The 25298-nt window shown below is 60.2% G+C and carries 24 protein-coding genes and 1 pseudogene; 23 read left to right on the forward strand and 2 right to left on the reverse strand.

The annotated features are described in order from the left end of the window. The first annotated feature begins 4 nt into the window (after window positions 1-4). From ACQK2M_RS06505 to ACQK2M_RS06530, 6 genes are all read left to right on the forward strand, one after another. Window positions 5-493 (forward strand): TRAP transporter small permease, encoded by a 489-nt coding sequence (locus ACQK2M_RS06505; RefSeq protein ID WP_425417134.1) that lies wholly within the window; start codon window positions 5-7, stop codon window positions 491-493. Then, entirely contained in the window at window positions 493-1779 is a 1287-nt protein-coding gene (locus ACQK2M_RS06510) for a TRAP transporter large permease (RefSeq protein WP_223478295.1), read from the forward strand. The genes ACQK2M_RS06505 and ACQK2M_RS06510 overlap by 1 nt, the downstream gene beginning before the upstream one ends. A gap of 1 nt (window position 1780) precedes the next feature. Further along, window positions 1781-2593, forward strand: a complete 813-nt coding sequence (locus ACQK2M_RS06515; protein ID WP_425417135.1) for an NAD-dependent epimerase/dehydratase family protein — start codon at window positions 1781-1783, stop codon at window positions 2591-2593. Then, window positions 2590-3678 (forward strand): mandelate racemase/muconate lactonizing enzyme family protein, encoded by a 1089-nt coding sequence (locus ACQK2M_RS06520; protein WP_425417136.1) that lies wholly within the window; start codon window positions 2590-2592, stop codon window positions 3676-3678. Before ACQK2M_RS06515 ends, ACQK2M_RS06520 begins: the two co-directional genes overlap by 4 nt. Continuing rightward, window positions 3678-4499, forward strand: a complete 822-nt coding sequence (locus tag ACQK2M_RS06525; protein WP_425417137.1) for an aldose 1-epimerase — start codon at window positions 3678-3680, stop codon at window positions 4497-4499. Before ACQK2M_RS06520 ends, ACQK2M_RS06525 begins: the two co-directional genes overlap by 1 nt. A 323-nt stretch (window positions 4500-4822) precedes the next feature. Continuing rightward, on the forward strand, window positions 4823-5401 hold the full coding sequence (locus tag ACQK2M_RS06530; RefSeq protein WP_425417138.1) for a tyrosine-type recombinase/integrase: 579 nt from the start codon (window positions 4823-4825) through the stop codon (window positions 5399-5401). Window positions 5402-5556: 155 nt separating this feature from the next. Here ACQK2M_RS06530 and nagA read toward each other — a convergent pair whose 3' ends face one another. Beyond that, entirely contained in the window at window positions 5557-6648 is a 1092-nt protein-coding gene (nagA, locus tag ACQK2M_RS06535; RefSeq protein ID WP_425417139.1) for an N-acetylglucosamine-6-phosphate deacetylase, read from the reverse strand. A gap of 108 nt (window positions 6649-6756) precedes the next feature. On the opposite strand from nagA, the gene ACQK2M_RS06540 reads away from it, so the two are divergent. The 17 genes from ACQK2M_RS06540 to ACQK2M_RS06620 all read left to right on the forward strand — a co-directional run bounded on the left by ACQK2M_RS06540 (window position 6757) and on the right by ACQK2M_RS06620 (window position 23425). After that, entirely contained in the window at window positions 6757-8040 is a 1284-nt protein-coding gene (locus tag ACQK2M_RS06540) for an ABC transporter substrate-binding protein (protein WP_425417140.1), read from the forward strand. A 66-nt stretch (window positions 8041-8106) separates the two neighbouring features. Beyond that, a complete protein-coding gene (locus ACQK2M_RS06545) occupies window positions 8107-8997 on the forward strand; it encodes a carbohydrate ABC transporter permease (RefSeq protein WP_425417141.1) in 891 nt (296 codons plus the stop codon). A gap of 5 nt (window positions 8998-9002) precedes the next feature. Continuing rightward, window positions 9003-9863, forward strand: a complete 861-nt coding sequence (locus ACQK2M_RS06550) for a carbohydrate ABC transporter permease (protein WP_223478340.1) — start codon at window positions 9003-9005, stop codon at window positions 9861-9863. Next, the gene (locus ACQK2M_RS06555; protein ID WP_425417142.1) at window positions 9860-10741 is read left to right on the forward strand and encodes an ROK family protein; all 882 of its coding nucleotides are present in this window, start codon (window positions 9860-9862) and stop codon (window positions 10739-10741) included. The genes ACQK2M_RS06550 and ACQK2M_RS06555 overlap by 4 nt, the downstream gene beginning before the upstream one ends. Next, window positions 10738-11481 (forward strand): GntR family transcriptional regulator, encoded by a 744-nt coding sequence (locus tag ACQK2M_RS06560; RefSeq protein WP_425417143.1) that lies wholly within the window; start codon window positions 10738-10740, stop codon window positions 11479-11481. Before ACQK2M_RS06555 ends, ACQK2M_RS06560 begins: the two co-directional genes overlap by 4 nt. Window positions 11482-11508: 27 nt before the next feature. Then, window positions 11509-12303, forward strand: coding sequence for a sugar isomerase domain-containing protein (locus tag ACQK2M_RS06565; RefSeq protein WP_425417144.1), 795 nt, complete (start codon window positions 11509-11511; stop codon window positions 12301-12303). Between the two features lie 38 nt (window positions 12304-12341). Further along, on the forward strand, window positions 12342-13370 hold the full coding sequence (locus tag ACQK2M_RS06570; RefSeq protein WP_425417145.1) for an SIS domain-containing protein: 1029 nt from the start codon (window positions 12342-12344) through the stop codon (window positions 13368-13370). A gap of 23 nt (window positions 13371-13393) precedes the next feature. Further along, complete coding sequence (locus ACQK2M_RS06575; protein WP_425417146.1) at window positions 13394-14521, forward strand: ABC transporter ATP-binding protein; 1128 nt, start codon at window positions 13394-13396, stop codon at window positions 14519-14521. Continuing rightward, on the forward strand, window positions 14518-14769 hold the full coding sequence (locus tag ACQK2M_RS06580) for a hypothetical protein (RefSeq protein ID WP_425417147.1): 252 nt from the start codon (window positions 14518-14520) through the stop codon (window positions 14767-14769). Before ACQK2M_RS06575 ends, ACQK2M_RS06580 begins: the two co-directional genes overlap by 4 nt. Window positions 14770-15084: 315 nt before the next feature. After that, on the forward strand, window positions 15085-16284 hold the full coding sequence (locus ACQK2M_RS06585) for a mandelate racemase/muconate lactonizing enzyme family protein (protein WP_425417148.1): 1200 nt from the start codon (window positions 15085-15087) through the stop codon (window positions 16282-16284). Beyond that, window positions 16265-16981: a GntR family transcriptional regulator gene (locus ACQK2M_RS06590; protein WP_425417149.1), complete on the forward strand. Its 717-nt coding sequence runs from the start codon at window positions 16265-16267 to the stop codon at window positions 16979-16981. The genes ACQK2M_RS06585 and ACQK2M_RS06590 overlap by 20 nt, the downstream gene beginning before the upstream one ends. Window positions 16982-17021: 40 nt before the next feature. Then, a complete protein-coding gene (locus ACQK2M_RS06595) occupies window positions 17022-18335 on the forward strand; it encodes an ABC transporter substrate-binding protein (RefSeq protein WP_425417150.1) in 1314 nt (437 codons plus the stop codon). 76 nt (window positions 18336-18411) lie between these two features. Further along, the gene (locus tag ACQK2M_RS06600; RefSeq protein ID WP_223478310.1) at window positions 18412-19269 is read left to right on the forward strand and encodes a carbohydrate ABC transporter permease; all 858 of its coding nucleotides are present in this window, start codon (window positions 18412-18414) and stop codon (window positions 19267-19269) included. A gap of 11 nt (window positions 19270-19280) precedes the next feature. Beyond that, the gene (locus ACQK2M_RS06605) at window positions 19281-20171 is read left to right on the forward strand and encodes a carbohydrate ABC transporter permease (protein WP_425417151.1); all 891 of its coding nucleotides are present in this window, start codon (window positions 19281-19283) and stop codon (window positions 20169-20171) included. Next, window positions 20168-21910: a GMC family oxidoreductase gene (locus tag ACQK2M_RS06610; RefSeq protein WP_425417152.1), complete on the forward strand. Its 1743-nt coding sequence runs from the start codon at window positions 20168-20170 to the stop codon at window positions 21908-21910. The genes ACQK2M_RS06605 and ACQK2M_RS06610 overlap by 4 nt, the downstream gene beginning before the upstream one ends. Next, window positions 21910-22341: a GlcG/HbpS family heme-binding protein gene (locus ACQK2M_RS06615; RefSeq protein WP_425417153.1), complete on the forward strand. Its 432-nt coding sequence runs from the start codon at window positions 21910-21912 to the stop codon at window positions 22339-22341. The genes ACQK2M_RS06610 and ACQK2M_RS06615 overlap by 1 nt, the downstream gene beginning before the upstream one ends. 25 nt (window positions 22342-22366) lie before the next feature. Next, complete coding sequence (locus tag ACQK2M_RS06620) at window positions 22367-23425, forward strand: ABC transporter ATP-binding protein (RefSeq protein WP_425417154.1); 1059 nt, start codon at window positions 22367-22369, stop codon at window positions 23423-23425. Window positions 23426-23495: 70 nt separating this feature from the next. Here ACQK2M_RS06620 and ACQK2M_RS06625 read toward each other — a convergent pair. Then, a pseudogene (locus ACQK2M_RS06625) lies at window positions 23496-24635 on the reverse strand (IS3 family transposase). Window positions 24636-25298 lie beyond the last annotated feature (663 nt).

The raw sequence follows: 25298 nt of genomic DNA on the forward strand, positions 1-25298 counted from the left end.
CGATGTGAACCGCGTCTATAACGCCTTCCGTTTTGCGGAAGTCATCGCTGCGGCCGTTTGCCTGGCCACTGTCATCGGTCTTGTCTTCTGGGCGACCGTGACCCGGTTCCTCGCCACCCCGAATATTTGGGTTATCGAGATCACGCAGATCTTCTTCGCGTGGACATGCGCCCTGTCGGCGAGCATCGCCTTCCGGCGCTCGAGCCATTTTTCGGTGGACCTGTTGAGCGGCCGGCTCCCCGCAGGCAGTGAATTCTGGATGGGCATTCTCCGGAATGTTCTCGTCTTTTGCCTGGTCATGGGCGTGGTCTATGTCTCGCTCGACTTCGTTCACCTGTCGCGGCGGCGGCCTCTGCCTCTGACCAGAATTCCGTTTTCATGGGTCGCGGCCAGTATCAGCGTCGCCTTTGCGATGATGGGCGTGACCTGCATCGAGAATATCGCGAGGCTCGTGACGGAACGCCTCGGTTCTCGTGCAAAGGGAGAATTGTAATGCTCCTTCTTGGCGTCGCCCTGTTTGTCGTGGCCGTGATCCTGGGGCTTCCGGTCGCAATCGCGCTGCTTCTGGCCAGCGCTCCAACCTTTCTGACAGGCGACTATCTGCCCAGCTCCATCGCCGTCCAGAAGATGGTCGCCGCCACGCAATCCTATCCGCTGATGGCCATTCCCTTCTTCGTGATGGCCGGCAACATCATGGTTGCATCGGGTATCGCCGGACGTCTTGTGCGTTTCAGCCGGGTTCTTGTCGGCTGGTCGGTTGGCGGACTGGCGCAGATATCGATCGTACTCAGCCTCCTCATGGGCGGTATTTCGGGCTCTGCCGTTGCCGATGCGGCGATGCAGGCGCGTTTGCTGGGTATGCCGATGATCGCCAGGGGCTACTCCAAGGGCTTTACCGCTGGTGTGATCTGCTACTCATCGATCATCACCGCGACGATCCCTCCCTCCATCGGCCTGATCGTCTACGGCTTTATCGCCAATGTGTCGGTCGGCAAGCTGCTTCTTGCAGGCATCATTCCGGGCATCCTCCTGACGAGTGTGCTCATGGGCTACACCTATTTCGCCGCGCGCAAGCATGGCTACGGGGCCGATGACATGCCCGTACCGACGCTGCGTGAAGTCGGCAGCGCGGCGCTTAGCGCCTTCTGGGCGTTGATGTTCCCGATTTTCCTTCTGATCGGGTTTCGGTTCGGTCTGGTGACCGCGACCGAGGCGGGCGCCTTCGTAATCTTGTACTCGATCATTGTCGGCGCACTCATCTACCGCGAGCTCACTTGGGCGAAGCTCTGGGATGCGACCATGCAATCGCTCTCCGATATTGGCATGATCATGCTGATCATTATCGTGGCGGCAGTGCTTGGCTACGTCATCGTTCTGGAACAGGCGCCAGCGCAGTTGGCGGACGCGATCACGCATCTGACCACGAACCCGACGCTTACTCTTCTGCTGATCCTCGGTTTTCTGGTTCTCGCCGGTACGGTGATGGAGGCGACCGTGAATGTCTTGCTCCTGACCCCGCTCTTCACACCGATCCTTGTCAATATGGGCTTCGACCCGATCCATTTCGGTGTGCTCATGGTGACGATCGTGACGATGGGGTCGAACACCCCGCCAATCGGTGTTTCGATGTTCACGGTCTGCGGCATGCTCGATTGCTCGGTCAAAGAGTATATTCGCGGCAGCACGCCGTTCCTGCTGGTGATGCTGGCCACCTTCCTGTTGATGGCGCTGGTGCCGGGGATCGTGACCTGGCTGCCGAACACCGCGATGGGGAACTGACATGAAAATTCTGGTGACCGGAGCAAGAGGCATTGTCGGCACGGGCCTGCGCGAAGAGTTGGCCCGCGACCACACGCTGAGGCTCTCGATGCGAGCGCCGTCTCCGGATTGCGAAGGATACGAGGTCGTCGCTGGAGACATCACGGACCCGGCCGTGATCGAACGCGCCGTCGAAGGCGTGGATGCGATCCTGCATCTTGCGGCTTCGCACGGGGAGGCGATCACCTTCGAGGAAACGCTCGACGTCAACTATCGTGGTCTGGTCGCAATGATGGACGCCGCAGTGCGTCATGGGGTCGGACAGGTCATTTACACCAGCTCGAACCACGGTTGGGGGTTCTGGCCCCGCAGTTCGACGCCACTGGCCGAGACGGCGCCTCCGCGCCCGGACGGATGGTACGGCGTCTCCAAGATTTTCGGCGAGGCGGTGATGGCCTATTATGGCGACGCGCACGGCCTCAGTACGACCAGTCTCAGGATCGGTAATTGCGGCTCGGAGGTACCGGACGAACGCCGCCGGCATATGTGGATCAGTTTCCGGGATCTTGCGCGCCTGATCGGCAAGGTTCTCGAAAGGCGCACGCCGGGGCATGCGGCGCTTTTTGCAACCGCGCCCTGCGAGGCTCCGTTCTTCGACAATTCGGGTCTTGCCAGACATGGTTTCCAGTGCGCGGACCATCCCGATGATCACCTCGCCGACCCCTCCATTCGCGGCGCAGCGCCTGTGCCCGGTATTGCGGGGCTTGCCGTTGGCGGTGGATATGCCGAGGCAAACTTCGCAGCCGATATCGACAAATGGAGATCGGGCGAATGAAGATAGCCGAGGTCGAAACGCTGCTCCTGTCGATCCCGTTCACCGATGGCGGAAAGGGCGAGGGGCTTACTCCGGGAACGTGGAACACGTTGGAGACAGTACTCGTTCGCGTCGTTACCGAAGACGGTATCGAAGGGTGGGGCGAGGCGTTTGGATATTTCTGCGGTGCCGCGGTCAAAGCCATGCTGGACCGTTCGGTCGTGCCGCTTCTGATTGGCTGTGATTTTGACGACCCGGCCGAGTTTTCCGAGATTTTGCAGCGTCGGCTGGCGCTTTTCGGGCGGTATGGCATCACGATCTTTGCGCTGTCCGGGGTCGATCTTGCGTTGTGGGACATCAAGGCCCGTGCGGAAGGGGTTCCGCTGCACCGGCTGATCGGGCCGCAGCGGCGCGCGAAAGTGCCGGCTTACGCCAGTCTCGTGCGCTATGGCGATCCGCAAGTCGCCGCCGGCTTCACCGAACGCGCCGTTCGCGAAGGCTATCGTCACATCAAACTGCACGAGATCACGCGCCCGGACATCGAGGCGTGTTACGCAATTCGCGGTGATGCCGATATGATGGTTGATGTGAATTGCAGCTGGAGCGCGGAGGAAGCGCGCGACATGGCCGCCTGGCTCGCCGAGCGCGATACTTTGTGGCTCGAGGAGCCGACATTTCCGCCCGAGGACATGACGCCACTTGCCGAGGTTTCTCGTGCGGGGGTCGCCCTGTCAGGCGGTGAGAACCTTTGCACCTCCTGGCAATTTCGCGAGCTGATTGCGTCCGGGCTGGTGCGGTACCCGCAACCGAGCGTGACAAAGGTTGGTGGCCTTTCGGAGATGATGAAGGTGCTGCGGATGGCGGAAGAGGCCGGTTTGTCGGTCATGCCGCATTCACCGTATTTCGGGCCCGGATACTTCGCGACCCTGCATGTGTGCGCCACTTTGCCGGCCCCGGTGTTGTTCGAGCACCTTTATGTGTGGCCGGACGCCTATCTCTATGCGGACATGCCACTTCCCGTCGACGGTAAGATCACTGTGCCCGATGTAAGCGGCCTCGCACCTGCGCCAGACGCCGAAACGATCCGTCGCTATCGCATCGCCTGATGCGTGTTCGACTGGTCAATGGCGGTCTCGAAGTTGAACTCGCGCCCGACCTGGGCGGACGGCTTTCGCTGTTGCGCCATGACGGGCGGGACGTACTTGTGCCGATGGGTACGGAGGCTTTCGATCCGGACTGCTGGCCCAAGGCGGGCGCCTATCCGCTCATCCCGTTCCACAACCGAATAATTGGCGCGCGGTTGGCGTTTGGAGACCGAGTCGCGAATCTGCCCGTCCATCCAGAAACCACGCCGCATGCGCTCCATGGCATGACCAGCCGGTTCGCCTGGGAGATTGAGTCATGTTCGGAGACTGCTGCAACAATGCGGTTTGACTGGACGGCCTCGTCTGTTTGGCCGTGGTCATTTCGCGCCTGGCAACAGTTCGAACTGACCGGGACTTCATTCGTGCTGACCCTTTCGATCGAAAACCGCGACACAGTGCCGATGCCGGCCGGGCTCGGCTGGCACCCTTATTTCAAGGAGCCGCGGAATATCACGGATGATGCTTCTAGGCTCTGGCCGATGGGTGCGGACTGTTTGCCGACCGGGCAAAGCCGCAATGCGCGGCCTGTCGATGCGGAGATGAAGACCCGTTACCTGTCTGACTGGCGCAGCGTGGCTGTCCGTTGGGCCTGTGGAACAAGCATGGAGCTCCGCGCGCGCGGGCTTTCCCATCTTGTGATTCACGCGCCGGACAGCCGCTACACATGCATTGAGCCGGTCAGCCATTTGGCGGGGTTGGTCGATCACGAGATCGAAGGGATGGGCCCCTTGTATCCTGACGCCATCCGGACGTCCCAAATTCGCCTTTGCTTCGGCGTTTAGCGGAGAGTTTCTTCACGCAAGGACTTATCGGGGGCGGCAGACTGACGGGGCATCATCCTGACCTGCAACTGGGCTTTCACCTCGCGTGGCGGGGTGGACAATTGCATTGGTCAGGAGCTGCGCGTTCGCCTTTTCTTTTTTGCCGAACAATGTTTGCAGATGGCGCGACAGATGTCCTGCATAATTTTCTTACCGACTGTTATCTATCGCGGATTTTCGGCTCATCCTCGCTTCTTCAAAGGCTGAGGTGAGTTGGAGATTCTCCTTCATTCATTGAGCCGAAATAATCCGTCAGGCGCTGAACCCGGACAGAGGACAGGCACGTGAACCTCAATCCCAAAGGTCGAAAGCAGACCTACAAATTCCGTCCGGTTGTCCCGATAACAAGCACCCTGCTGCCGTTCATGCAAAGCCGCGAACTGCGGAGGTTCATCAATTGGCATGGGAAGCCGATAAGGAGGATCGGCAAGGGGTTCAAAACTGTCGTAAGAGCCGCAGGCCTCTCCGAAGAAATTACTCCCTGCAGCCTCCGTCACACGATGGCAGTCGAGCTCCGGAAACCTGCTGTACCACCTTGGGAGGTTGAGGGGCTCCTGGGTCACCGGAGACCGGGCCCCACGGAAGTTTGCGCGCAATTCTCACTCGACTATCTCTCGTTGGGTCGGGAGGCGATTGATGCGTATTTCGCAGAATTGGGGCTTGAGCTTCCAGCGCCTGCCTATCCGCGCGTGTCACCTGCGTGTCAGGCAAACAATGAAGGCAGTCCGCTGAATGCGGAAAACTCAATTTTATCAAGGGGTGGAATGGTGGGCGGTACTGGGATTGAACCAGTGACCCCTACGATGTCAAAATTCCGGCCCTACCGGAACTCTCTGCAATTCTGGGAAAAGAGCACTTCGTAGAAGGACGTTTTGGGCAATTTCGGCATGAGATTGAGGTTCAGAAGGTTCAATGACCCTACCGGGAACTACGTATGCCGAGTGTTGTGACCTGGAGCGGATGTTCGATGACGAACCGGTTTGTGAGCCGATTATTCTGAACGGCTAAGCTCAATTTACTATCCGCTGAACTCCGTTCCCCGCAAGATAACTGTCTTCAGCTCGAGAGATCCGTCGAGAACTACGAGATCCGCAACCGCACCGGTTACGATACGGCCTCGGTCGCCAAGGCCCAGATACTCCGCCGCAATGGTTGATGTCCTGCGCGACGCCTCTTCCGGCGAAAGCCCGATTTTCACAAGATTGCGGAATGCCTGGTGCATCGTGAGGCTGGAGCCGGCGAGCGTTCCGTCTTCGAGCCGGACGCCATTGCCGCATTTGCGCACATGCTGCGCGCCCAGTCGGTAATCGCCATCGGGCATACCCGATGCCGGCGTCGCATCGGTGACGGCATAGACGTTCGGGATGGCGCGGAGAGCCGCCCGGATGGCGCCTGGATGGACGTGCAGGAGATCGGGAATGAGCTCGGCATGGTCCGCGTGGGCGAGAGCGGCGCCGACAATGCCCGGCGCGCGATGATGTAGCGACGACATCGCGTTGAACATATGGGTTACGCCGTGGCGACCGCCCTCGAAGCATTTCGCGGCCGTTTCGTAATCGCAGGACGAATGCCCGATTTGTACGCGGACGCCACGATCGCGCAGCCAGCCTGTCATCGCGCCGTCCGGATCCGCCTCCGGCGCGCAGGTCACCACGCGGATATCGGCAAGCGACATCAGCCGCTCCATCAGCGCTGTGTCGCCCTCGATCGCGAAGTCCGGCTGCGCGCCCAGCTTCTCTCGATCGATGAAGGGGCCTTCGAGATGGACGCCAAGGATCGCGGCCTCGTTATTCCGCAGGGTGTTTGCGCAATCGTGGACGGAAACGAGTGCTGCCTCGATGTCGCCGAGCGGTGCGGTCATCGTCGTGGCCAGAAAAGACGTCGTGCCGTTTGCCGCGTGCGCGTGTGCGACACGGCTTGGGGCGTCGCCGGCCTCCATTACGTCAGCTCCTCCGCCGCCATGGCAATGCAGGTCGATGAAGCCAGGCAGGATCATGTCGTCTCCCGCAGCGCCGCGCTCCTCGATCCGGGTGATCCGTCCCTGCTCGATCGACACCCTGGCGTTGCGGAGGCCGTTCAGCATGAGCACGCGCCCCTCGATGACTGTCATGGCGAATTTTCTCCGAGATGATTTACAGGCGAGTTGTTATGTGGTTATAACCTATTTCAGGATTGGTTGTCACCACCTATCCACGTCACATTCCGAGGGAGAACCGGCATGACCGCAATGACCAAGATTCGCATGGCAGCTTTCGCCGCTACTGTATTGACGCCCTTTGCGGCCGCCGCGCAGGACGTAGAACTCACCTATTTGACGCACTGGGCTCCGGACACCGTCAAGCTCCTCGAAGAGGCTGCAAGCGCCTATAGCGAGCAAAATCCCGGTGTTGCTATTTCCGTCCGCGCGGTGCCATTCGGGGATCTTCTGACGACGATTCGCTCCGGCGGTTCGGGCGATGGTCCGACCATCGCGAGCATCTACGATCTTTGGCTTCCCGAACTCGTTCGTGACGGACTTGTCGCGCCTGCACCGGACGCTGTTTCCGGCGAAGTGACGTCCGAGTGGCCCGAGGGCATTGCTGCCGCGGCGGCTGTTGATGGCCAAATCTACGGCATCCCTAACGAAATCAACGTCTACGCCCTGAACTACAACAAGGCGATGTTCGAGAAAGCGGGCATTTCCGCGCCGCCGAAAACCTGGGCCGAACTCCAGGATGCGGCCGCGAAGCTGAGCGCGGACGGTAAGCAGGGCTTTGGCCTGATCAATTCCTGGGCGGCGGGCGTCGTTCATCCCTTCGCATCTCTTCTTGCCTCCAATGGTGGAGCGCTGATCGCCGATGGCAAGCCGCAGCTCGATAGCCAGCAGGCGCTCGAGACGTTCGAACTCTACGAGACCATGATCAAGGAAGGTTACACCGATCCCGCGATGGGAACGTCGGATGCCAACACGACCGGTCCGTTCCTCGACAATTTCGTGTCCGGCAATACGGGTATGATCATCATGGCGAACTGGTGGGAAAGCGCGCTGCGGGCCGGCATGGGCGACGATTTCGCCAATATCGGCACCGCGCCGATTCCGGTCGGACCGAGTGGCGATACGGCGCGCTCGATTTCCTATTCCTGGATGACTGTGGTCAACGCCGGAGCCGAGGACGCGGAACAGGCCGCCGCCTGGGACTTCCTGCAGTGGCTGGACGGACCTGATTCCGGCGAGAACGGCGCTTCCGCGATGGCTGGAATCCTGCAGTCGATGGGTATCCTGCCGTCGAGAACCTCCGATGTCGCGGCGTTCGAAGAAGCGCTGGGCCGCCCGTTCCTTGAAGGCTACGTCTCGTCACTCGAGAATGCGCGTGCGTTCCCGGTCGTTCTTGGTGGCCAGGAATTCTCCGACGCGCTCCAGCAGGTGATCGAACAGCTGGAGTATGGACAGATTTCGGCGCAGGAGGCTCAGCAGAACGCACAGGCCGACGCCGGGTCCATCCTCGAACGCGCGCAGCGCTAAGTCGCGGCGATAACCTCACCGGCGGGCGCGTTTCGGCGCGCCCGCGTCTTTCGGGTCTATAAATCGATGCGCGCTGAGAAAAAGTCGGCCTGGATCATGGTGTCACCCGCGGTGGCGCTGATCGGCGTCTTCATTTTCGTGCCGATGGTGCTGACGATCTGGTTGTCGTTTCACCAGTGGTCGACGCAGACCGGGTTCGAGGCGGCGCGTTTTGTCGGACTGCGTAACTACGAAGATATTCTCGGTCCGATATCGGTGGGGCGCGATTTCAAGCGCGCTTTCCTGAACACGGCCATCTACACGGCTCTCTCAGTAGTCGCGATCCTGCCGCTTTCGGTCATTTTCGGGCTTCTTGTTTATCAGAGCCGTGTCGCAGGCGGACAGTTCCTGCGTACGATCCTTTTTTCCACATATATGGTGCCGATGATCGCCGTCGCTCTGGTCTGGTCGAAGCTCTACTCGCCAAGCGAGGGGCCGTTGAACCAGATCCTTTTCTGGGTCGGGATCGGGCCGCAGTCGTGGCTGTCATCGCCAGACACGGCCCTCTACTCCATCGTCATTTTGAATGTGTGGCAGCAGGTCGGTTATTTCACGGTTCTCGCCATCGCGGGTCTCACGCAGATTCCGTCGTCGCTTCATGAGGCGGCCAGGATCGATGGAGCGAACCCGGTACAGGAATTCTTCGGAGTGACCCTGCCGCTTTTGCGACGGACCTTGCTGTTCTCGGCGGTCATTGCCGTGATTAACGCGGTCCAGGTCTTCGAACCAGTTGCGTTGATCACCCAGGGCGGCCCCGCCAATTCGACGAATGTGCTGACCTTCCATATCCGACGCGTTGGCATCGAGCGCGCGCAGGGCGGACTGGGTTCTGCCATGGCGGTGATGCTGATGCTCTCGCTGATCGTCGTGATCGTCCTGATCTTCTCGCTCGCGCGTCAGAAGGAGGAGAGGGCATGACTGAGATGTCGCCCGGAAGGCGCAGCCTGCGCAGAATTCGCCGTCGTACCGGCAATTCTCTTCTCTTTGTCGCGATCGTCGCCATTTCGGTGATCGCCGCGTTTCCGCTGGTCTGGATGCTGCTGTCGAGCCTGAAGACGCCGGCCGAAAGCATGCAGACACCACCCGTCTGGATCCCGTCCACGCCGTCGCTGACGGCCTATCGCGAAGTCGCCGACGTCATCGATGCCGCACGATCATTCTGGAATTCCGCGGTGATCGCCACGGTAACGACGGCCGGTATCCTCGTGACCAGTCTCATGGCGGGCTATGCCTTTGCGAAGTACCGTTTCCGCGGCCGGGATTTGCTGTTTGCCGTCCTGATATCGACGATGTTCCTGCCCCCGATCGTCGTGCTGATACCGCTGTTCCGGATGGTCACCTATATGGGCCTCGATGGTCACCTTTTCGGTGTTATCGTTCCCTATCTGGCAAACGCGTTCGGCATTTTCCTGATGCGGCAGTTCATTGCCGGCGTACCGGACGATCTCATCGATGCCGCGCGCGTCGATGGCGCTTCGGAGTTGCGGATCGTTTTCTCGGTGGTTGCGCCTGCCGTGATTCCGGCTATTGCAGCGCTCGCACTGTTCGCGTTCGTCTATCATTGGAACACATATCTCTGGCCGCTCACCGTGTTGCAGGGCAACACGGAAGACTACCCGATTGTGCTCAGCCTTGGCCGTCTCCTGAGTTACAACAGAGGCGCGATGAACACCGGTCTCGTGATGGCGGGGGCGACGCTGGCCGTCTTGCCGCCGCTGGTACTCTTCGTGTTCCTCCAGCGCTTCTTCGTCGACAGTATCGTCAGCACGGGGGTCAAGGGATGAGCGTGACCCTGTGCATCGATCTCGGAGGGACAAATCTCCGCGCCGGCGTGATTGCCGAGGGTTCCGCAGCGGAGCCGCATCCCGTCGGCCACTGGTCCGCCCCCGAGAGCCTCGGCGCGTTGCGTGACCGGATCCATGGTCTCGTCTCCGCACATGGTGCTTCCCGCATCGGCGTTGCAGTGCCCGGTCTCGCGACTGGTTCGCGCTGCGTCTGGGTGCCCAATCTTCCCTATCTCGACGGGATCGATCTGGCTTCGGCCTTCCCGGATGCCCGGCTGGCACTCGGAAACGATGCCCAACTGGCGCTTCTGGCCGAGGCGGCGCATGGCGCGGCGCAAACCGTTTCCAATGCAATCCTCCTGGCCATTGGCACAGGGATCGGTTCGGCTGTTCTTGCCGACGGGCGCATCGTTCGCGGCGCGAACGGTGCCGCGACATCCTTCGGATGGGCCAATGCCGACATGCGCGACGGCGGCGATGACAAGCATGGCTGGCTTGAGCGGCAGGCCTCGGGGCGAGCGCTCGATGCCCTTGCCGGTCGCGCGCAATTGAAAAAGGGGGCTGATCTCATCGCCGCGGCGGCTGACGGCCAAGCGGACGCCAAGGCAATCCTAGCAGGTCCGGCGAATGCCCTTGCCGCTACACTCGCCGGAGCGATCGCTCTCCTGGGCAGCGAGGCGGTGATCGTTTCCGGAGGCGTCGCCGAGGGCATCGGTGTGCTTGCGCCGATGATTCTGCCTGCATTGAGGAGTCAATTGCCGCCGCATCTGCGCGCAATCGAAATCGTGACAGGACGTTTTGGGCCGCGCGCGAGCCTGTATGGCGCCGGGCTTGCGGCATGTGAGCATGCACTTTGGACGGGCAGGGGGACCTCATGAAAATCGGCAATATCGCTCGGCCGGACCGGAAGCGTCCGGAACCGCTCTGGCACCAGGCGGAATCTGCGCTGCGGTCGCTTATCGCCGACGGGACCTGGCCGGACGGCACACAACTTCCCAACGAGGGGAAACTCAGCGAGATGCTGGGTGTCAGCCGCATCACGATCCGGCACGCGCTCAGCAACCTTGAGGAATCGGGCCTGCTGCGACGTGAACACGGACGCGGAACCTTCGTGCGCAGCTCGACGGTTATCGCCGGTGTTCGCGGTCTGACGAGCTTCACGCAGGAGATGTCCGATCGGGGACTGGTGGTCGGCTCGATGATCCTGGAGATGATCGAATTGCCTGCCGATACGGAGGTCGCGTCCGCGCTGGAAATCCCGGAAGGCTCGCCCGTCGTCAAGCTCCGCAGGCTGCGGGCAGGCAACAATCAGCCCATCGGCATCCAGACGGCTTACCTGCCATCCGGTCGCGTTGAAGGGCTGCTGGAAATCGCAGAACCCATTCTCTCGCTCTACGACATCCTGCGCGACCGGTTCGCCATCGAGCCGAAGCTGGCCCGCGAAATCTATCGCGTGGGCACTGTGTCGGAGCAGGACGCGGCGCTGCTCGATGTCGAAGCCGGCAGCCCTGCCTTCATCGTTCGCCGGATCACCTCCGACAGCAAGGGTCCATTCGAGTTTGCGGTCTCGACCATGCGGGGAGACCGTTACGAGATCCGTTCCAAACTGCACATCTGAAATTGTAAAAGAAAGGCATCCATTACAATGACCACACTCTATATCAGCCGTTTGCTCGAACTGGCGGAACGCGCGGCCAAGGAAAACGCACAGGCGTTCGAGGCCGCATCGACCGCTCTTGCCGAGACCCTCGCGGGCAAGGGTCTGATCCACCTATATGGTTCCGGCCATTCGGTTCTGCCGGCACAGGAAACTTTTCCGCGCTATGGCAGCTATGTCGGCTTCAACCCGCTCACCGATCCGCGCCTGATGTGGCACAATGTGCTGGGCGCCGGCGGTGTGCGGGAGCTCCTCTGGCTGGAGCGCACAGAAAATTACGCCGAGAAGTTTCTCGATCACCAGCCGCTCAATCCCGGCGACAGCATCGTGATTTTTGGCCACAGCGGACGCAATGCGTCCGGCATCGATACGGCGCTCTATGCGAAGAAGCGCGGCATGACCGTCATCGCAATCAACGCGAAAGCCAATCTGGACAAGCCGGCGACGCACTCCTCCGGCCAGCGTCTCGCCGACGCCGCGGATGTGGTGATCGACACCTGCGCGCCGATCGAGGACGCCATCGTGCCGGTGGACGGCTGGTCGCGTCCGGTGGCGGGATCGTCGACCGTGCTGGCGATGATGATGATGCATGAACTCGTCGCGCAGACGGCCCAGAAACTCGCCGACAAGGGCATTGAATTGCCGACATTCGCGTCGCCGACGATCGAAGGCGTGACGCTGCACGACACCGATCAGATCTACGGCGAGTATCGCGCCCGCATGATCGACGCCCAGGAGAAGCATCTCGAATTCTTCAAGTCGCGGATGAAAGGGGATGCCTGATCCAGGCGGCTCGCGCGCGGCATGACTCGGAGACCCGGATGGCTAAGACGATGATGGCGCGCGAGACTCGGGAGATTCCCGAGGTCTCGCGCCGACAATTGGCAGACGGGCTGGACGCCTACCGCGAGATCGGGGCGCGTTTTCGGCGCCTCGATCCGCCGGTGCTCGTGACGGCTGCACGCGGTTCTTCGGACCATGCCGCGGCCTATCTGAAATATTTGGTGGAGACGCATGTGGGGCGGCCTGTCGCGTCGCTCGGCCCTTCAGTGGCTTCGGTTTATGGAAGCCGGTTGCGTCTGGACGGCGCGGCGCTGATTGCGATCTCGCAATCCGGCGCTAGCCCCGATCTTCTGTCGCTTGTCACTGCGGGCGCGCAGGGCGGGGCGACCACGGCCGCACTGGTCAATGCCGGCGGATCTCCGCTCGAGGAGCTGGTCGACCTGCCCGCTCCGCTGTTTGCGGGGCCGGAGGTCTCGGTGGCGGCGACGAAGAGCTATGTGGCGTCGTTGATCGCGATGGCTTTCATCGTTGCGGAATGGACAGGCGACAGCGCCCTGGAAAAGGGGCTCCAGGCCTTGCCGGACGCGCTCGACCGCGCGGTTGCAGCTGATTGGACAGCGAGCGACGAGGCCTTTCGGGCGCACGGACCGATTTTCTGCGTGGGTCGCGGTATGGGCTTTGCGGTCGCGGCGGAAGCGGCGCTGAAGTTCAAGGAGACCTGCCGTCTCCATGCAGAGGCATATAGCTCCGCGGAAGTCCTTCATGGTCCGATCGCGCTCGCCGATACGGGATTGCGCGGGCTCTTCTTCGTGCCGTCGGACGAGAGCCGCGGAGGTGTCCTGGAAACTGCCCAAAGTATGCGTGACGCTGGCGCAGATGTCTGGCTCGTCGACGATGTCGATCGGGAGAATGCCGACCATCTTTCAAGCGCCGCTGCTCCGCATCCGCTCTTAACGCCGATCTGCCAGGCGGTTTCCTTCTATGTCTTCATCGAGCGTCTGTCGCGCAAGCTCGGAAATGATCCCGACAATCCGCGCCATCTCAGGAAAGTGACGCGGACAGTGTAGGTCCGCCAGGAAAGACGAATTTCATGGCCACGCTTCAACTGGAAAACATCTCGAAATCCATTGGCGCCGTCGACATTATTCGCAATGTCGATCTCGAGGTTGCCGATGGCGAATTCATAGTTTTCGTTGGGCCTTCGGGCTGCGGAAAATCGACACTGTTGCGGATGATCGCCGGCCTCGACGACGTCAGCGACGGCAATATTCGCATCGGTGGCGAGATCTGTAACGACGAGTCTCCCAAGGAGCGCGGTATTGCCATGGTCTTCCAGACCTATGCGCTTTATCCGCACAAGACCGTCTACCAGAACATGGCGTTCGCCCTCAAACTGTCGAGACGGCCGAAGGACGAGATCGACCGGCGCATCAGGGACGCCGCGAAGATACTCCAGATGGAGCAACTGCTTGAGCGAAAGCCAGGGCAACTTTCGGGCGGGCAGCGGCAGCGCGTTGCGATCGGGCGCGCGATCGTCCGGAATCCAAAAGTATTCCTGTTCGACGAACCGTTATCGAACCTTGATGCGGCCTTGCGCGTGAGCATGCGCCGAGAGATCGCCCGGCTGCATGCCCGGCTCGAAGCAACGATGATCTACGTTACCCATGACCAGGTGGAAGCGATGACACTCGCGGACCGCATCGTCGTGCTGGATGCCGGCGAAGTGCAGCAGGTCGGAACGCCGCTGGAGCTCTATCATGCGCCACGCAATCTGTTCGTTGCGGGGTTCCTGGGATCTCCGAAGATGAACTTCGTCGATTGTCGAGTGGTCTCAGCGGATGCGACAGGTTTACGCGTGGCGAGCGACGAATTCTGCGTGAGCCACATCCCGGTTGGAGACAGTCGGGGCGCGAGAGCGGGGGAAGGTGTGACGCTGGGTATCCGGCCGGAAGATCTGGTTCTCGAGCCTGCGGAAAAAGAAACAGGAAACGCGACAATTTCCCTTGTCGAAGAACTCGGTGACGAAACGCTTGTGGAGGCGGTTTCTCCCATGGGTGCCGAGTTGGTCATCAAGGCGCGCGAGCGATCCGGATTGCATGCGGGTGACGAGGTCCGTCTGACTTTCCCGTATTCTGCCGCACATCTCTTCGATGCCAATGGACTTGCCTTCGAGAGAAGCGAGCCAGCGCATGCAGAACTGCCTGTGGTTTCCTCGTGACCGTATATCGGCGCCGCGAGGCACCGGGTGTCGGCGTCGACCAGTCCTTTCGTCATGCAGAAACCTTCCCTGTTGGCATCGTCGATCGCCTGGATGAAATTATCCAGTTCGATTTTGCGCCCATCGGGAAGGACAAGATCTTCCGGGGAAACGAGGTTTTCGATTTCCGCCCGGCCCAAGGCAGGCAGGCAATAGTCGGCCCGATGCGGTCCAAGGAATCGGTATCTCGAGGCCAACGGCCGGAATGATTCGGAAGGGTTTCGAACCGGTCGCCATGTGGATGATCGTGTAGTGCCCGCTCTACATCACGCAGAATTCGGCGGTCTTGGAGGCCCCCAATCAGGTGGTCCAGGCTGAAGGTTAGTGCATGGTCGCTGTCGATCCATGTGGACGATGCTTTCCGGTGCGGATGCGCCGTCTCACGAATTCAAGGAATCAGATTCTCGGGTGATCGCCTGCTGTGCCGGGAGATTGGCGTATGCAGACATCGGCTGCAAATTTCCGTTTGATTTTTTATTTTTTATTTTTTACAAACTGCGAAACGATATGGGAGGCCGCCTCGAATGCGGATCAAGTCTGTTCGCGCAATTCCGCTTTATGTTTCCTTCGCCAAGATGTGGGGTGGGGCGGACAAGGTTCCGGACTCCGTGCTCCGACCGGCGGCGCATTTTCGGCGCATACCTCGTTCCGGCCAGTTCTCCACGATCATTCTCGTCGAGGAGGAGGGCGGGGTTACGGGGACCGGCGAGGCGTTCGGTCTTCCCTACTCTCCGGCTACGACCGCGCTGATCAACAATCTGATCGCTCCGGCGCTCGTGGGGCGTGAACTGGACAGTCCATCCGAGTGTCTCGCGGATTTCTACAATTACTTCATTTCGATGGGGCACACTCGGGGGTTCTCGATGGAGGCCCTCGGTGGCATCGACATCGCGTTGTGGGACCTTAAGGCCCGGGCGGCGGGGCAGCCGCTGGCGGTGCATCTCGGCGGCAAGATCGCGCCTGTTCCGCTCTATGTCAGCCCTATTCCGTTTCTCGAGAAGGAAGAAGAGTCGGCGCAACTTGCGCGCGAGTTCGTCGAGAGCGGATACCGCGCAGTCAAGCTCAAGATCGGCCGCGCCGTGGCGCAGGACATCGCCCATACGGCTGCCGTAAGGGATGCTGTCGGTCCGGATGTCCAGGTGATGCTGGACGCCAATTGCGGCTACGAAGTCGACGACGCGATTGATCTTGCCAAGGGTCTCGACGGTCTCGATGTCGCATGGCTCGAGGAGCCGATAAAGCCCGAGCGCTCCCGTGATCTCGCCCGCATTCGCGAGGTTGCGACCATGCCCATCGCAGCCGGTGAAAACGACTATGTTCTGCCGAGTTTCGAGGAGCTCGTGCACAGCGGGGCCGTCGATGTCTTGCAGCCGAATATCACCCGGGTCGGCGTTTCCGGCATGATGGCGATTGGCGAATTATGCAAGAGGCACGGCCTTGATCTTGCGCCCCACGGAGTGGGGTCCGGGATCGGGGTCTCGGCCGCTCTCCATGCCTGCTGTGCGGCGCAGGCGTTCAGCATCTACGAGGCCAATCGTCTCCCCAATCCGCTGCGTGACGACATTCCGGCGTACCCGATCGATATGCGAGACGGTCTCGGCTTCCTGTCCGACAGGCCGGGCCATGGTTGCGAAATCGATTGGGATCGCGCGGCGGAATACGAGGTCGCCGACGGTAACATCCTTGGTGAGCAGGAGGGCCGGAATGCAACAGTCAAACAGTAGTGATGATGACCGCGGGACGCTGATGGGCGCGCCGGGAGAGAAGCTCGCCGATGCGCTTTACGCGAGCATCCGCGACGAGGTTATCTTCGGAACCGATGTCGGCGCCGGAGAGCGCATTTACCCCAAAGGTTTGTCGGAACGGTTCAACGTCAGTCCGACGCCCGTTCGCGAGGCGCTCATGCGGCTGGCCGCTGAAGGCTATATCGAGAGCATCCCGCGTCGGGGTTTTCGAATCCGCAAGCCGTCATCGCAACAGGTGCGGGATCTTTGGGAGGTTCGTCTCGGGCTGGAAGTGAATGCCGGAGAACTTGCCATCATGCGAATGAAGGCCGGCGAAATCGTCGCCGATGTCGTCAAGCCGCTGCTGCAGATCGTGGAGCAGGCGGATAGCGACTGGGAGCGGCTTTCGGGACGTCAGCAAATCGAACTGAATACGAAGTTTCATTCGCGGATCGTCGAATTGTCCGGGAACGCGATGCTTCAATCGATCTACCAGAGCATCCAGCTTCAGTATGTCAGCAGCCGCGTGCGCCATGGCGTCGACAGTTGGCGCGAACGGCGTGAAATCGAAATCCGCGAACATCGCGCAATTGTCGCCGCGCTCGCCGATCGTGACGAGGACGCGTACCGCATCGCGGCAAAGTCCCATGTCCTGCGATCGCTGAACGACGCTCTGAACGACGTTACCGCGCTCTGAGCGTCAGTCTGCATTCACATCAAACAGGGAGGAAAATGTGATGAAACGAACGATGAGAACCATGCAAAGGCTTGCTGTTGCCGGCTTGCTCGCGGCATCGACTCAATTGAGTGCCGTCGCCGCACAGGCCGAAACGACAGTGCGCATGTGGACATTCCTTAATCCGGAAGGCACGTCCCCGCGCGAGCTTGCGCTCAATCAGATCATCGAGAATTTCGAAGCGGCAAATCCTGAAATCGACGTCGTTGTCGAACCCCAAGTCTGGGATCAGATGACGCCGAAATTCCTTGCCGCACATAGTGCGGGGAATGCGCCGGATATCATCTGGGTCGTAACCGACCTGCTGGGCGAGGCTCTGGGATCGGGCGCCCTTGCCGATCTCAATCCGCTGTTTCTCGACTCGTGGCCGGAAGAGGCAATCAAGGAGCGTCAGGACGGTTACTGGGAACGCTGTGCATGGGAAGGCGGAGTCCATTGCCTGTTCCACTCCCGTAACTACTACGGCGTGATTTACCGGAAGGATTTCCTTTCCGAGGCCGGGATCGATCCCGCTTCTCTGACCGATTGGCCGGCCTTCATCGAAGCGGGCAAGAAGCTCACCAAACGCGACGATTCGGGCAATGTGAGCCGGTGGGGCTTTGGGCAGCAGTTCAGCGAGGACCGTGCCGACGCCCAGATGATGACGTCCGTGATGCTGTCCCGACAGGGCGATCTCTTCCATGAGGACGGTCGTGCCATGTGGGCTAACCCGATCGGCGCCGAAGCGCTCAAGCTTCAGACCGACATGGTGACCGAGCACGAAATCACGCCGCCCCAGGCCGTCACCTGGAGCGCAGAGGATCTCTACGAGCAGTTCGCGGCCGGACGTCTGGCGATGTTCACGGGCGCTGTCGTTCGCGTGTCGACCATGCAGGCGAAGGTTGGCAAGGAGAATGTCGGGTTCATGATCTGGCCGGGCGTCGATGGCAAGCCGCATTCCCCCGCGGTGATGGCTGGCTGGGCTGTCGGTGTGTGGTCGGGCAGCAAGCAGATCGATGAAGCAGCCAAGTTCCTAGAATACATGGCGGGCCCGGAAGCCGACAAACTCTGGATAGAGGTCGGTGGTCAGATCCCTGCCTCCGCGAAGAACATGAGCGAAATGACCGATTTCTTCGCCAAACCCGAGAACCAGTACATTGTCGAAGCGGCCAAGGGTATCGCCAGTTACGGATGGATCAGTCCGGTCAAGTTCGCGGTTGGCGGTTACCGCCAGGCTTTGAACAAGGCCGCGCAGAATGTCCTTTCGGGAGGAATGGATCCGATGGAGGCCCTTGAGGAAGCCGAGAAGCGGTTTAATCAGCAAAACCGGCGCTGATCGCCGGAAAAACAGGCGCGTCGCGAAGCTGAGGCTTGCGCGATGCGCTTCTCAGACCGTCCCAGGGAACCTTGAAATGAAGTCGAATACCGCGGCCTTCACGTCCGTAGCGCCTGCCTTCGTGTTGACTGGCTTCGTGCTTTTCTCGCCAGTCGTCTATGCGATCTGGTTCAGTCTGCACGACATCCGCTATGGCGCGGTTGGGCCGTTCGACGGTGGTGCGAACTACCTTCGTCTGTTCCAGGACTACACGTTGCCCGGGACAATGCTGCGTACGGTCATCCACACGGGTGCGTCGGTCGTGATCACGGTAGCCATTGCCCTTGCTATTTCGGTCGGCATCGACAGGATGAAACCGCGTGCGGCGATGATTGCGAAGATGATCGTGATCCTGCCCTGGATCACGTCCGCGGTCGTCGCCACGCTTCTGTTCAGATGGGTGTTTATCAACGATATCGGCGTTGCATCCTATGCAGTCGGAACGTTGGTTGGCGGTGAATTCACGCCGATGACCAATTCGACCGGCGCCATGGGGCTTCTCATCTTCGTATCGGTTTGGAAGCGGCTGGGCTATGCCGTGATCGTCCTCCTCGCCGGTCTCAAGAGCATTCCCAACGAGTGCATCGAGGCGGCGCACGTCGATGGGGCGACACCCTGGCAAGTGTTCCGGCTGGTCACCCTGCCGCTTCTCAAGACCCCCATGTTGCTCGTCGTCGTGGTGCTGATGCTGGCGAATATCAATACGGTCGAAACCCCGCTCGTCCTGACCGGGGGCGGCCCGAACGATGCCACCCGCATTCTCGCCCTCGAGGTTTATGAGCGTGCGTTCGCCATCTTCGATCTCGGCTCCGCTACGGCGCTTGCCTTGGTCATGTTCGCCGCGAACATCTTCATGGTTCTCGCTTACGTCCGCCTGACCGGCTGGAAGGCTTGAGGAGAATGTCCGTGCAAGCTCAAACTGCTCGTAAGTCTGCTCCAGGCGCGCGCATGTCGGCCCGGCGCAGGGCGGCGAAGGTCTCGACTCAGACGCTCGTGGTCGCGCTCGTCATACTGCTGGTTGTCCTCAATGGGCTCCCGTTTGTTTGGGGAGTTCTGACCTCGCTGAAGTCCGAGCAGGATCTGTTCCGTTTTCCGCCTGCATTCTTCGATTTCGCGCCGACCCCCGACAACTATCATCGTGTCGCCGCGACGGGCTTTTTCGGCAACATGCTCACGAGCTTCATCTATTGCGTCGTTGCGGTCATCACGGTTGTCGTGGTGGGGTTGCCGGCCGCATACGCATTCGATCGATACAGTTTTCCACTGCGGCGCCCCCTGTTTCTGCTGATCATCGCCAGCATTCCGCTTTCCATCGGAGCCGCCGCGCTGCTGATCCCGACCTATATCTACTTTGTACGTCTCGGTTTGACGAATACGCCATACGTACTGCCGCTGATCTATGCCGCACACCAGCTGCCGATGACGATCTGGATCTTGAAAGGTGCCGTCGAGAGCATTCCGCATGAGCTCGATGAGGCTGCCATTGTGGATGGCATATCCAGGGTTGGCCTGTTGTGGCGCATCGTGCTGCCGCTTTCGCGGCCCGCGCTCGCTGCGGCAAGCATCCTGGCGTTTGTCGGAACCTGGAATGAGTTCGTTGCCGGCTCTGTCATGGTCGATAGCCCCCAGCTCAAGCCGATCCAGCCGCTGGTCTACGGTTTCATCGGATTCTTCGGTCGCGAATGGGGACCTCTGACCGCCTCTGCGACCCTCGCCATGCTCCCGATCCTCTTCATTTTCATACTTTTTGGTCGGCAGTTCGTAGCCGGCCTGACCAAAGGAGCAGTCAAGGGATGAGTGTTGTGTGGGATGTTGTCATAGTCGGTGGAGGAAGCGCCGGATGTGTATTGGCCAATCGCTTGTCCGCATCCCCGAACCGCAAGGTCCTTCTGATCGAAGCGGGGGCGGATATCCCGCCGGGCTCGGAATCGGATGCCATTCGCGACATCTATCCTGCACGAGCGGCATTCGATCCAGATAACCATTGGCCCGAGCTCAAGGCCTACCGTCAGCCATTCGGAAACAACACGGCAGACCGCCCGCCACTGCTCAAATACGAGCAGGCGCGCATTCTTGGCGGCGGTTCGACCATCAATGGGCAGATGGCGAATCGCGGAACGCCGGACGATTACGACGAATGGCAGGAACTCGGTGCCGATGGCTGGACATGGGAAACGGTTCTCCCGTTCTTCCGGAAACTGGAAACAGACATCGATTTCGACGGCCCGCTGCATGGTAAGGACGGTCCGATCATCATTCACCGGGTACCTGAGGCGCAGTGGCCGGAATTCGCCAAGTGCGCGAAGTCTGCCATCGAAGCCGCTGGCTATCCAAATCTGGGTGATCAGAACGGCGTTTATACGGATGGCTGCTTCCCGATGTCGCTGTCGAACGATGGTAAGGATCGTGTCTCGACGGCGCGCGGATATCTCAGCTCGGACGTGAGAGCCCGGTCGAATCTCGAAGTCATGGCGGACACCTGCGCCAGGCGGCTCCTCACGGAAAGCCGGCGTGTCACGGGTATCGAAGTCGTCCGCAACGGCCAGCGTGTACGGATCGCTGCCCGACGTGTGGTCCTGGCCGCGGGCGCATTGCATTCTCCCGCGCTGTTGCAGAAGGCGGGTATCGGCGATGCCGGGCTTCTGCGCGAATTGGGCATCGATGTGCTGACGGATCTGCCGGGCGTTGGCGAAAACCTGCAGGAGCACCCGGGTATCTCGGTATCAGCGTTTCTCAAGCCCCATGCGAGGCTTGGTGACACGACAAGACGTCATATGCTGTTCGGTCTCCGCTACAGTTCCGACCATGCGGAATGCCCGCCATCGGACATGTACATGGCGGTAGTCGCGCGCTCTGCATGGCATCCTCTCGGACACCGTATCGGCACGATGATCTCCTGGCTTAACAAGGTGCATTCGCGCGGCTGGGTTCGAATCCAGAGCGCAAGCCCGGACGACGAGCCGGTCGCGGCGCTCAATTTCCTGAGCGATATTCGCGATACGAACAGGCTGATCGACAGCGTGCGTCTGATGGCGACGATCCTCGCACGCCCTGAACTCGCAGAGGCAATTCAATGTGCGTCGCCATCGGCCTATAGCGGATTTGCAAAGGCGCTCGGAAAGGTAACTTTGCGCAACTATCTGCTGACCGCACCTGCCGCTGCGGCGCTCGACGTCATGCCGTTCATAAGGGACCGATTTTTCCGCACGTTTCTCGGCAACGGGAGGTCGCTCGCGGAGATCGTCGATGATCGGGAGGCTCTCGAACAGTTCGTAAAGGCCAATGCCATCGCGCAATGGCATGTTAGCGGCACCTGCCGAATGGGTCGTTCCGACATCCGCGAAGCCGTCGTGGATCCCACGACGATGGGAGTACACGGTGTTGAAGGCCTCCACGTCGCGGATGCGTCGGTGATGCCAACGGTCCCGCGCGCAAACACGAACATCCCGACAATCATGATTGCCGAACGTGCTTCCGAACTGATCATCGCGGAAGAGGAGGCGGCACGGCCTTCGGTCGCAGGGGTATCCGCCTGATGCAGACGAGCTTCAACCTGGACTCAGCTGATGCCACCCTTCTGATTCAGGGCGCGATCGCGCGCTCAAATGAAATCGATGTTCCTCAGAACATTGCCGTGGTCGATTCCGCGGGCCATCTGCTTGCGTTTCACCGCATGGATGGCGCCAAGTTCATTTCGATCGAGATAGCGATTGCGAAGGCTTTCACGGCATCGGGCGCACGCAAGGCAACCGCGGAAATCGGCCCTGCAACCCAACCGGGACAGCCGGGATTTGGAATCCAGAATTTGCAGGCAGGGCGCTTCACGACCTTGCCCGGAGGGATTCCGGTGGTCATCGACGGAGAGGTCGCCGGCGCAATCGGTGTCAGTTCCGGCACAACAGCGCAGGATGCGGATGTCGCGGAACACGCCATTCGATCATTCACTGCGATTAGAACCGGCGCTTGACCGGCGAGATACAGGAGATTTGGAGTTGGCGGGCGTAAGCATAGATCAAGTGCGAAAGGATTTTGGGGCGGTTTCCGTACTCCACGGCGTCTCCGTCGATATCGACGACGGCGAGTTCGTTGTTCTGGTGGGCCCTTCGGGATGCGGCAAATCTACACTGCTGCGCATGATAGCGGGGCTCGAAGAGATCTCCGGTGGTGAGGTCTCGATTGGCCGGCAAGTCGTCAACGACATCTTGCCGAAGGATCGGGATATTGCGATGGTGTTCCAGAGCTACGCCCTCTACCCGCATCTGACAGTCGCCGAGAATATGGGGTTTTCGCTGCGGCTGAGACGCGCACCGAAGGAGGAAATCGACACGCGTGTGAACAAGGCCGCGGACATCCTCGGTCTGCAGGACCTCCTTGAACGTTATCCTAAGCAACTTTCGGGTGGCCAGCGCCAGCGCGTCGCCATGGGCCGCGCGATCGTCAGGGACCCGCAGGTATTCCTGTTCGACGAGCCATTGTCGAACCTTGATGCAAAGCTGCGCGTGCAGATGCGCACCGAGATCAAGGAGCTTCATCAGCGTCTCAAGACCACGACCATCTATGTCACGCACGACCAGATCGAGGCGATGACAATGGCCGATCGGATCGTCGTGATGCAAAACGGCGTTATCGAGCAGGTTGGTGCGCCGCTGGAGCTCTACGACACGCCCGCGAATCTGTTCGTGGCGGGATTTATCGGCTCGCCTGCCATGAATTTCCTGCAGGCCAATCTGTGTGGCGGCGATGTGCCGTATCTCGAAATAGATGCTGCGACAATTCCCGTGCCCTCCGCACCTGCTTCTCATATTGGACAGCGTGTCGTCGCGGGGATCAGGCCGGAGCATCTGGTGCTACAAGAGACGGGAATCCCGGCAACAGTCACGGTGGTGGAGCCCACGGGATCCGAACTCCACGTTTTCGCGACGGTTGCAGGGGTTCAAGTCACCGCGGTTTTTCGCGATCGTCATGAGCTTAGTCCCGGCGATGAAATCTACCTGGGCGCCGCTTCCAACTCGGTTCATTTGTTCGACATGGAAAGCAAAAAACGACTGTAGTTGCGGATGAGGTGAGCTGCTCTAGATGTGGATTGCGGGATTGCTTGGCACCTGAATTGCCCCGAGTTTTCTAGGCGCCCTCGGTGCTCATTTCCTGCTGCCGTTCGAACTCGACGGGCGACAGCATCCCGTTCCTGACATGCTTGCGCTTCGGGTTGCAGAACATCTCGATGTAGTCGAACACGTCCTGCCTGGCTTCGGCTCTCGTCTTGTAGGTCTGGCGCCGTATCCGCTCCCGCTTGAGCAGATTGAAGAAGCTCTCGGCAACCGCGTTATCATGGCAGTTTCCGCGCCGGCTCATCGAGTGTTCCAGATTGTGAGCCCTGAGGAATGAGGCCCAGTCCATGCTGGTGAACTGGGAACCCTGGTCCGAATGGATCAGCACCCGGCTCTTCGGCTTCCGTCTCCATACCGCCATCAGCAGCCTGCAGGACCACGTCCGTCGTCTGACGGCTCTGCATTGCCCATCCGACAACACGCCGGGAATAGAGATCGATGATGACGGCCAGATAGGCGAAGCCTTCCAGTGTTCTGATGTATGTGATGTCGGTGACCCAGATCCGGTCCGGCGCATCCACATCAAACTGTCGGTCCAACGTGTTGTCGACGACCAATGATGGCTTGCCACCATGGCTGCCCGGCCGACGCTTGTAGCCGATCTGGGCCCTGATGCCTGCCAAACTGGCCAGACGTGCAACGCGGTTCGGGCAGCACGTCTCGCCCTGATCCAGCAGATCATCGTGGAGCTTACGATAGCCATACACCTTGCCGCTGTCCTTCCATGCCATCCGGATGAATTCGGTCTGGCGCGCGTCTTCGCGGGCGCGCTTGCTCAACGGATTCTTGAGCCAGGCGTAGAAGCCGCTCGGATGGATGCACAGGCAGCGACACATCGCCCGCACCGAAAACAGTGGGCGATGATCGGCGACGAACGCGTATCTCAATTTGCATCCTTGGCGAAATACGCGGTGCCTTTTTTTTCTAGAATGTCGCGCTCCTCGGTGACCCTGACCAACTCGCGCTTCAACCGCCTGATCTTGGCGTCCTTGTCATCGTCACCAGAAGGCTGTGAGAACTTCTTCTTCCACGCGTAGAGCGAGTGCGGACTGACGCCCAGCCGCTTCGCCACCTCCGCGACCGGATAGCCTCGCTCGGTGATCTGCGCCACCGCTTCCCGTTTGAAATCCTCGCTGAAATTGGCTTTACCCATCATGGCCTCCTTACCTCAAAATTAGGGAAGAAGGCGTCTACAAATCTAGGGGCTATTCAGCCTTCAGTCGGAACTTCAGCTGTCCTGACCTGCAAAGATTGACTTCCCCCAGCAGGATACTGTGAACGACTTTGCGCTCAAGAACCTGCGAGGGGATCATGTCGAGAGTCTGCATCGACAGTGTTGAAGAGCGTAGCCTTGTCAGGGCGACCAGGCGGGATGCGTAACCTGATCATAAGCTCCGAATCCCGAGCCATTCGGCTCCATCCGGTTAGCAGCGACGTCGAAACGACACTGCATCATCGCGCCCGGCTTCACTCCAATCGGCACGCAATATTCGGTCGTGTTTACCAACACGTTGCCGCGATCTTGTTATGGGTCCTTTATAGTCCGGCGACAATTGTTGCGGGCGTCCGAATATCCCTATCCGGGGAGCGTGCGCCACAATCTTCCGGTCGGCTGCGGCTGCCTCATGGTGCCCCTATGGGATAAGGGCTTAGCCGTTGATCTCGAGGCCGCTATAGTTCGCATTCCGGGAAAGGAAGCGGCACGTCGCCTAATGGACAATTATCGACGTTCGCATTGTTCGTACGTTCGCAAGCAGGTCAGCAAGTTCGTTCGGTCGTAAGCGCGTTCGTGCTCTAGTCGGCGAGTTCCATGGAG

The sequence above is a fragment of the Oricola indica genome (assembly GCF_965227485.1).
Classification (GTDB): domain Bacteria; phylum Pseudomonadota; class Alphaproteobacteria; order Rhizobiales; family Rhizobiaceae; genus Oricola; species Oricola indica.

Bases quoted from the DNA above. Each gene is read 5' to 3' on its own strand.
- ACQK2M_RS06510 (WP_223478295.1), top strand. From the start codon at position 493: ATGCTCCTTCTTGGCGTCGCCCTGTTTGTCGTGGCCGTGATCCTGGGG.
- ACQK2M_RS06515 (WP_425417135.1), top strand. From the start codon at position 1,781: ATGAAAATTCTGGTGACCGGAGCAAGAGGCATTGTCGGCACGGGCCTG.
- ACQK2M_RS06520 (WP_425417136.1), top strand. From the start codon at position 2,590: ATGAAGATAGCCGAGGTCGAAACGCTGCTCCTGTCGATCCCGTTCACC.
- ACQK2M_RS06525 (WP_425417137.1), top strand. From the start codon at position 3,678: ATGCGTGTTCGACTGGTCAATGGCGGTCTCGAAGTTGAACTCGCGCCC.
- nagA (WP_425417139.1), bottom strand. From the start codon at position 6,648: ATGACAGTCATCGAGGGGCGCGTGCTCATGCTGAACGGCCTCCGCAAC.
- ACQK2M_RS06540 (WP_425417140.1), top strand. From the start codon at position 6,757: ATGACCGCAATGACCAAGATTCGCATGGCAGCTTTCGCCGCTACTGTA.
- ACQK2M_RS06545 (WP_425417141.1), top strand. From the start codon at position 8,107: ATGCGCGCTGAGAAAAAGTCGGCCTGGATCATGGTGTCACCCGCGGTG.
- ACQK2M_RS06550 (WP_223478340.1), top strand. From the start codon at position 9,003: ATGTCGCCCGGAAGGCGCAGCCTGCGCAGAATTCGCCGTCGTACCGGC.
- ACQK2M_RS06555 (WP_425417142.1), top strand. From the start codon at position 9,860: ATGAGCGTGACCCTGTGCATCGATCTCGGAGGGACAAATCTCCGCGCC.
- ACQK2M_RS06560 (WP_425417143.1), top strand. From the start codon at position 10,738: ATGAAAATCGGCAATATCGCTCGGCCGGACCGGAAGCGTCCGGAACCG.
- ACQK2M_RS06565 (WP_425417144.1), top strand. From the start codon at position 11,509: ATGACCACACTCTATATCAGCCGTTTGCTCGAACTGGCGGAACGCGCG.
- ACQK2M_RS06570 (WP_425417145.1), top strand. From the start codon at position 12,342: ATGGCTAAGACGATGATGGCGCGCGAGACTCGGGAGATTCCCGAGGTC.
- ACQK2M_RS06575 (WP_425417146.1), top strand. From the start codon at position 13,394: ATGGCCACGCTTCAACTGGAAAACATCTCGAAATCCATTGGCGCCGTC.
- ACQK2M_RS06585 (WP_425417148.1), top strand. From the start codon at position 15,085: ATGCGGATCAAGTCTGTTCGCGCAATTCCGCTTTATGTTTCCTTCGCC.
- ACQK2M_RS06590 (WP_425417149.1), top strand. From the start codon at position 16,265: ATGCAACAGTCAAACAGTAGTGATGATGACCGCGGGACGCTGATGGGC.
- ACQK2M_RS06595 (WP_425417150.1), top strand. From the start codon at position 17,022: ATGAAACGAACGATGAGAACCATGCAAAGGCTTGCTGTTGCCGGCTTG.
- ACQK2M_RS06600 (WP_223478310.1), top strand. From the start codon at position 18,412: ATGAAGTCGAATACCGCGGCCTTCACGTCCGTAGCGCCTGCCTTCGTG.
- ACQK2M_RS06610 (WP_425417152.1), top strand. From the start codon at position 20,168: ATGAGTGTTGTGTGGGATGTTGTCATAGTCGGTGGAGGAAGCGCCGGA.
- ACQK2M_RS06615 (WP_425417153.1), top strand. From the start codon at position 21,910: ATGCAGACGAGCTTCAACCTGGACTCAGCTGATGCCACCCTTCTGATT.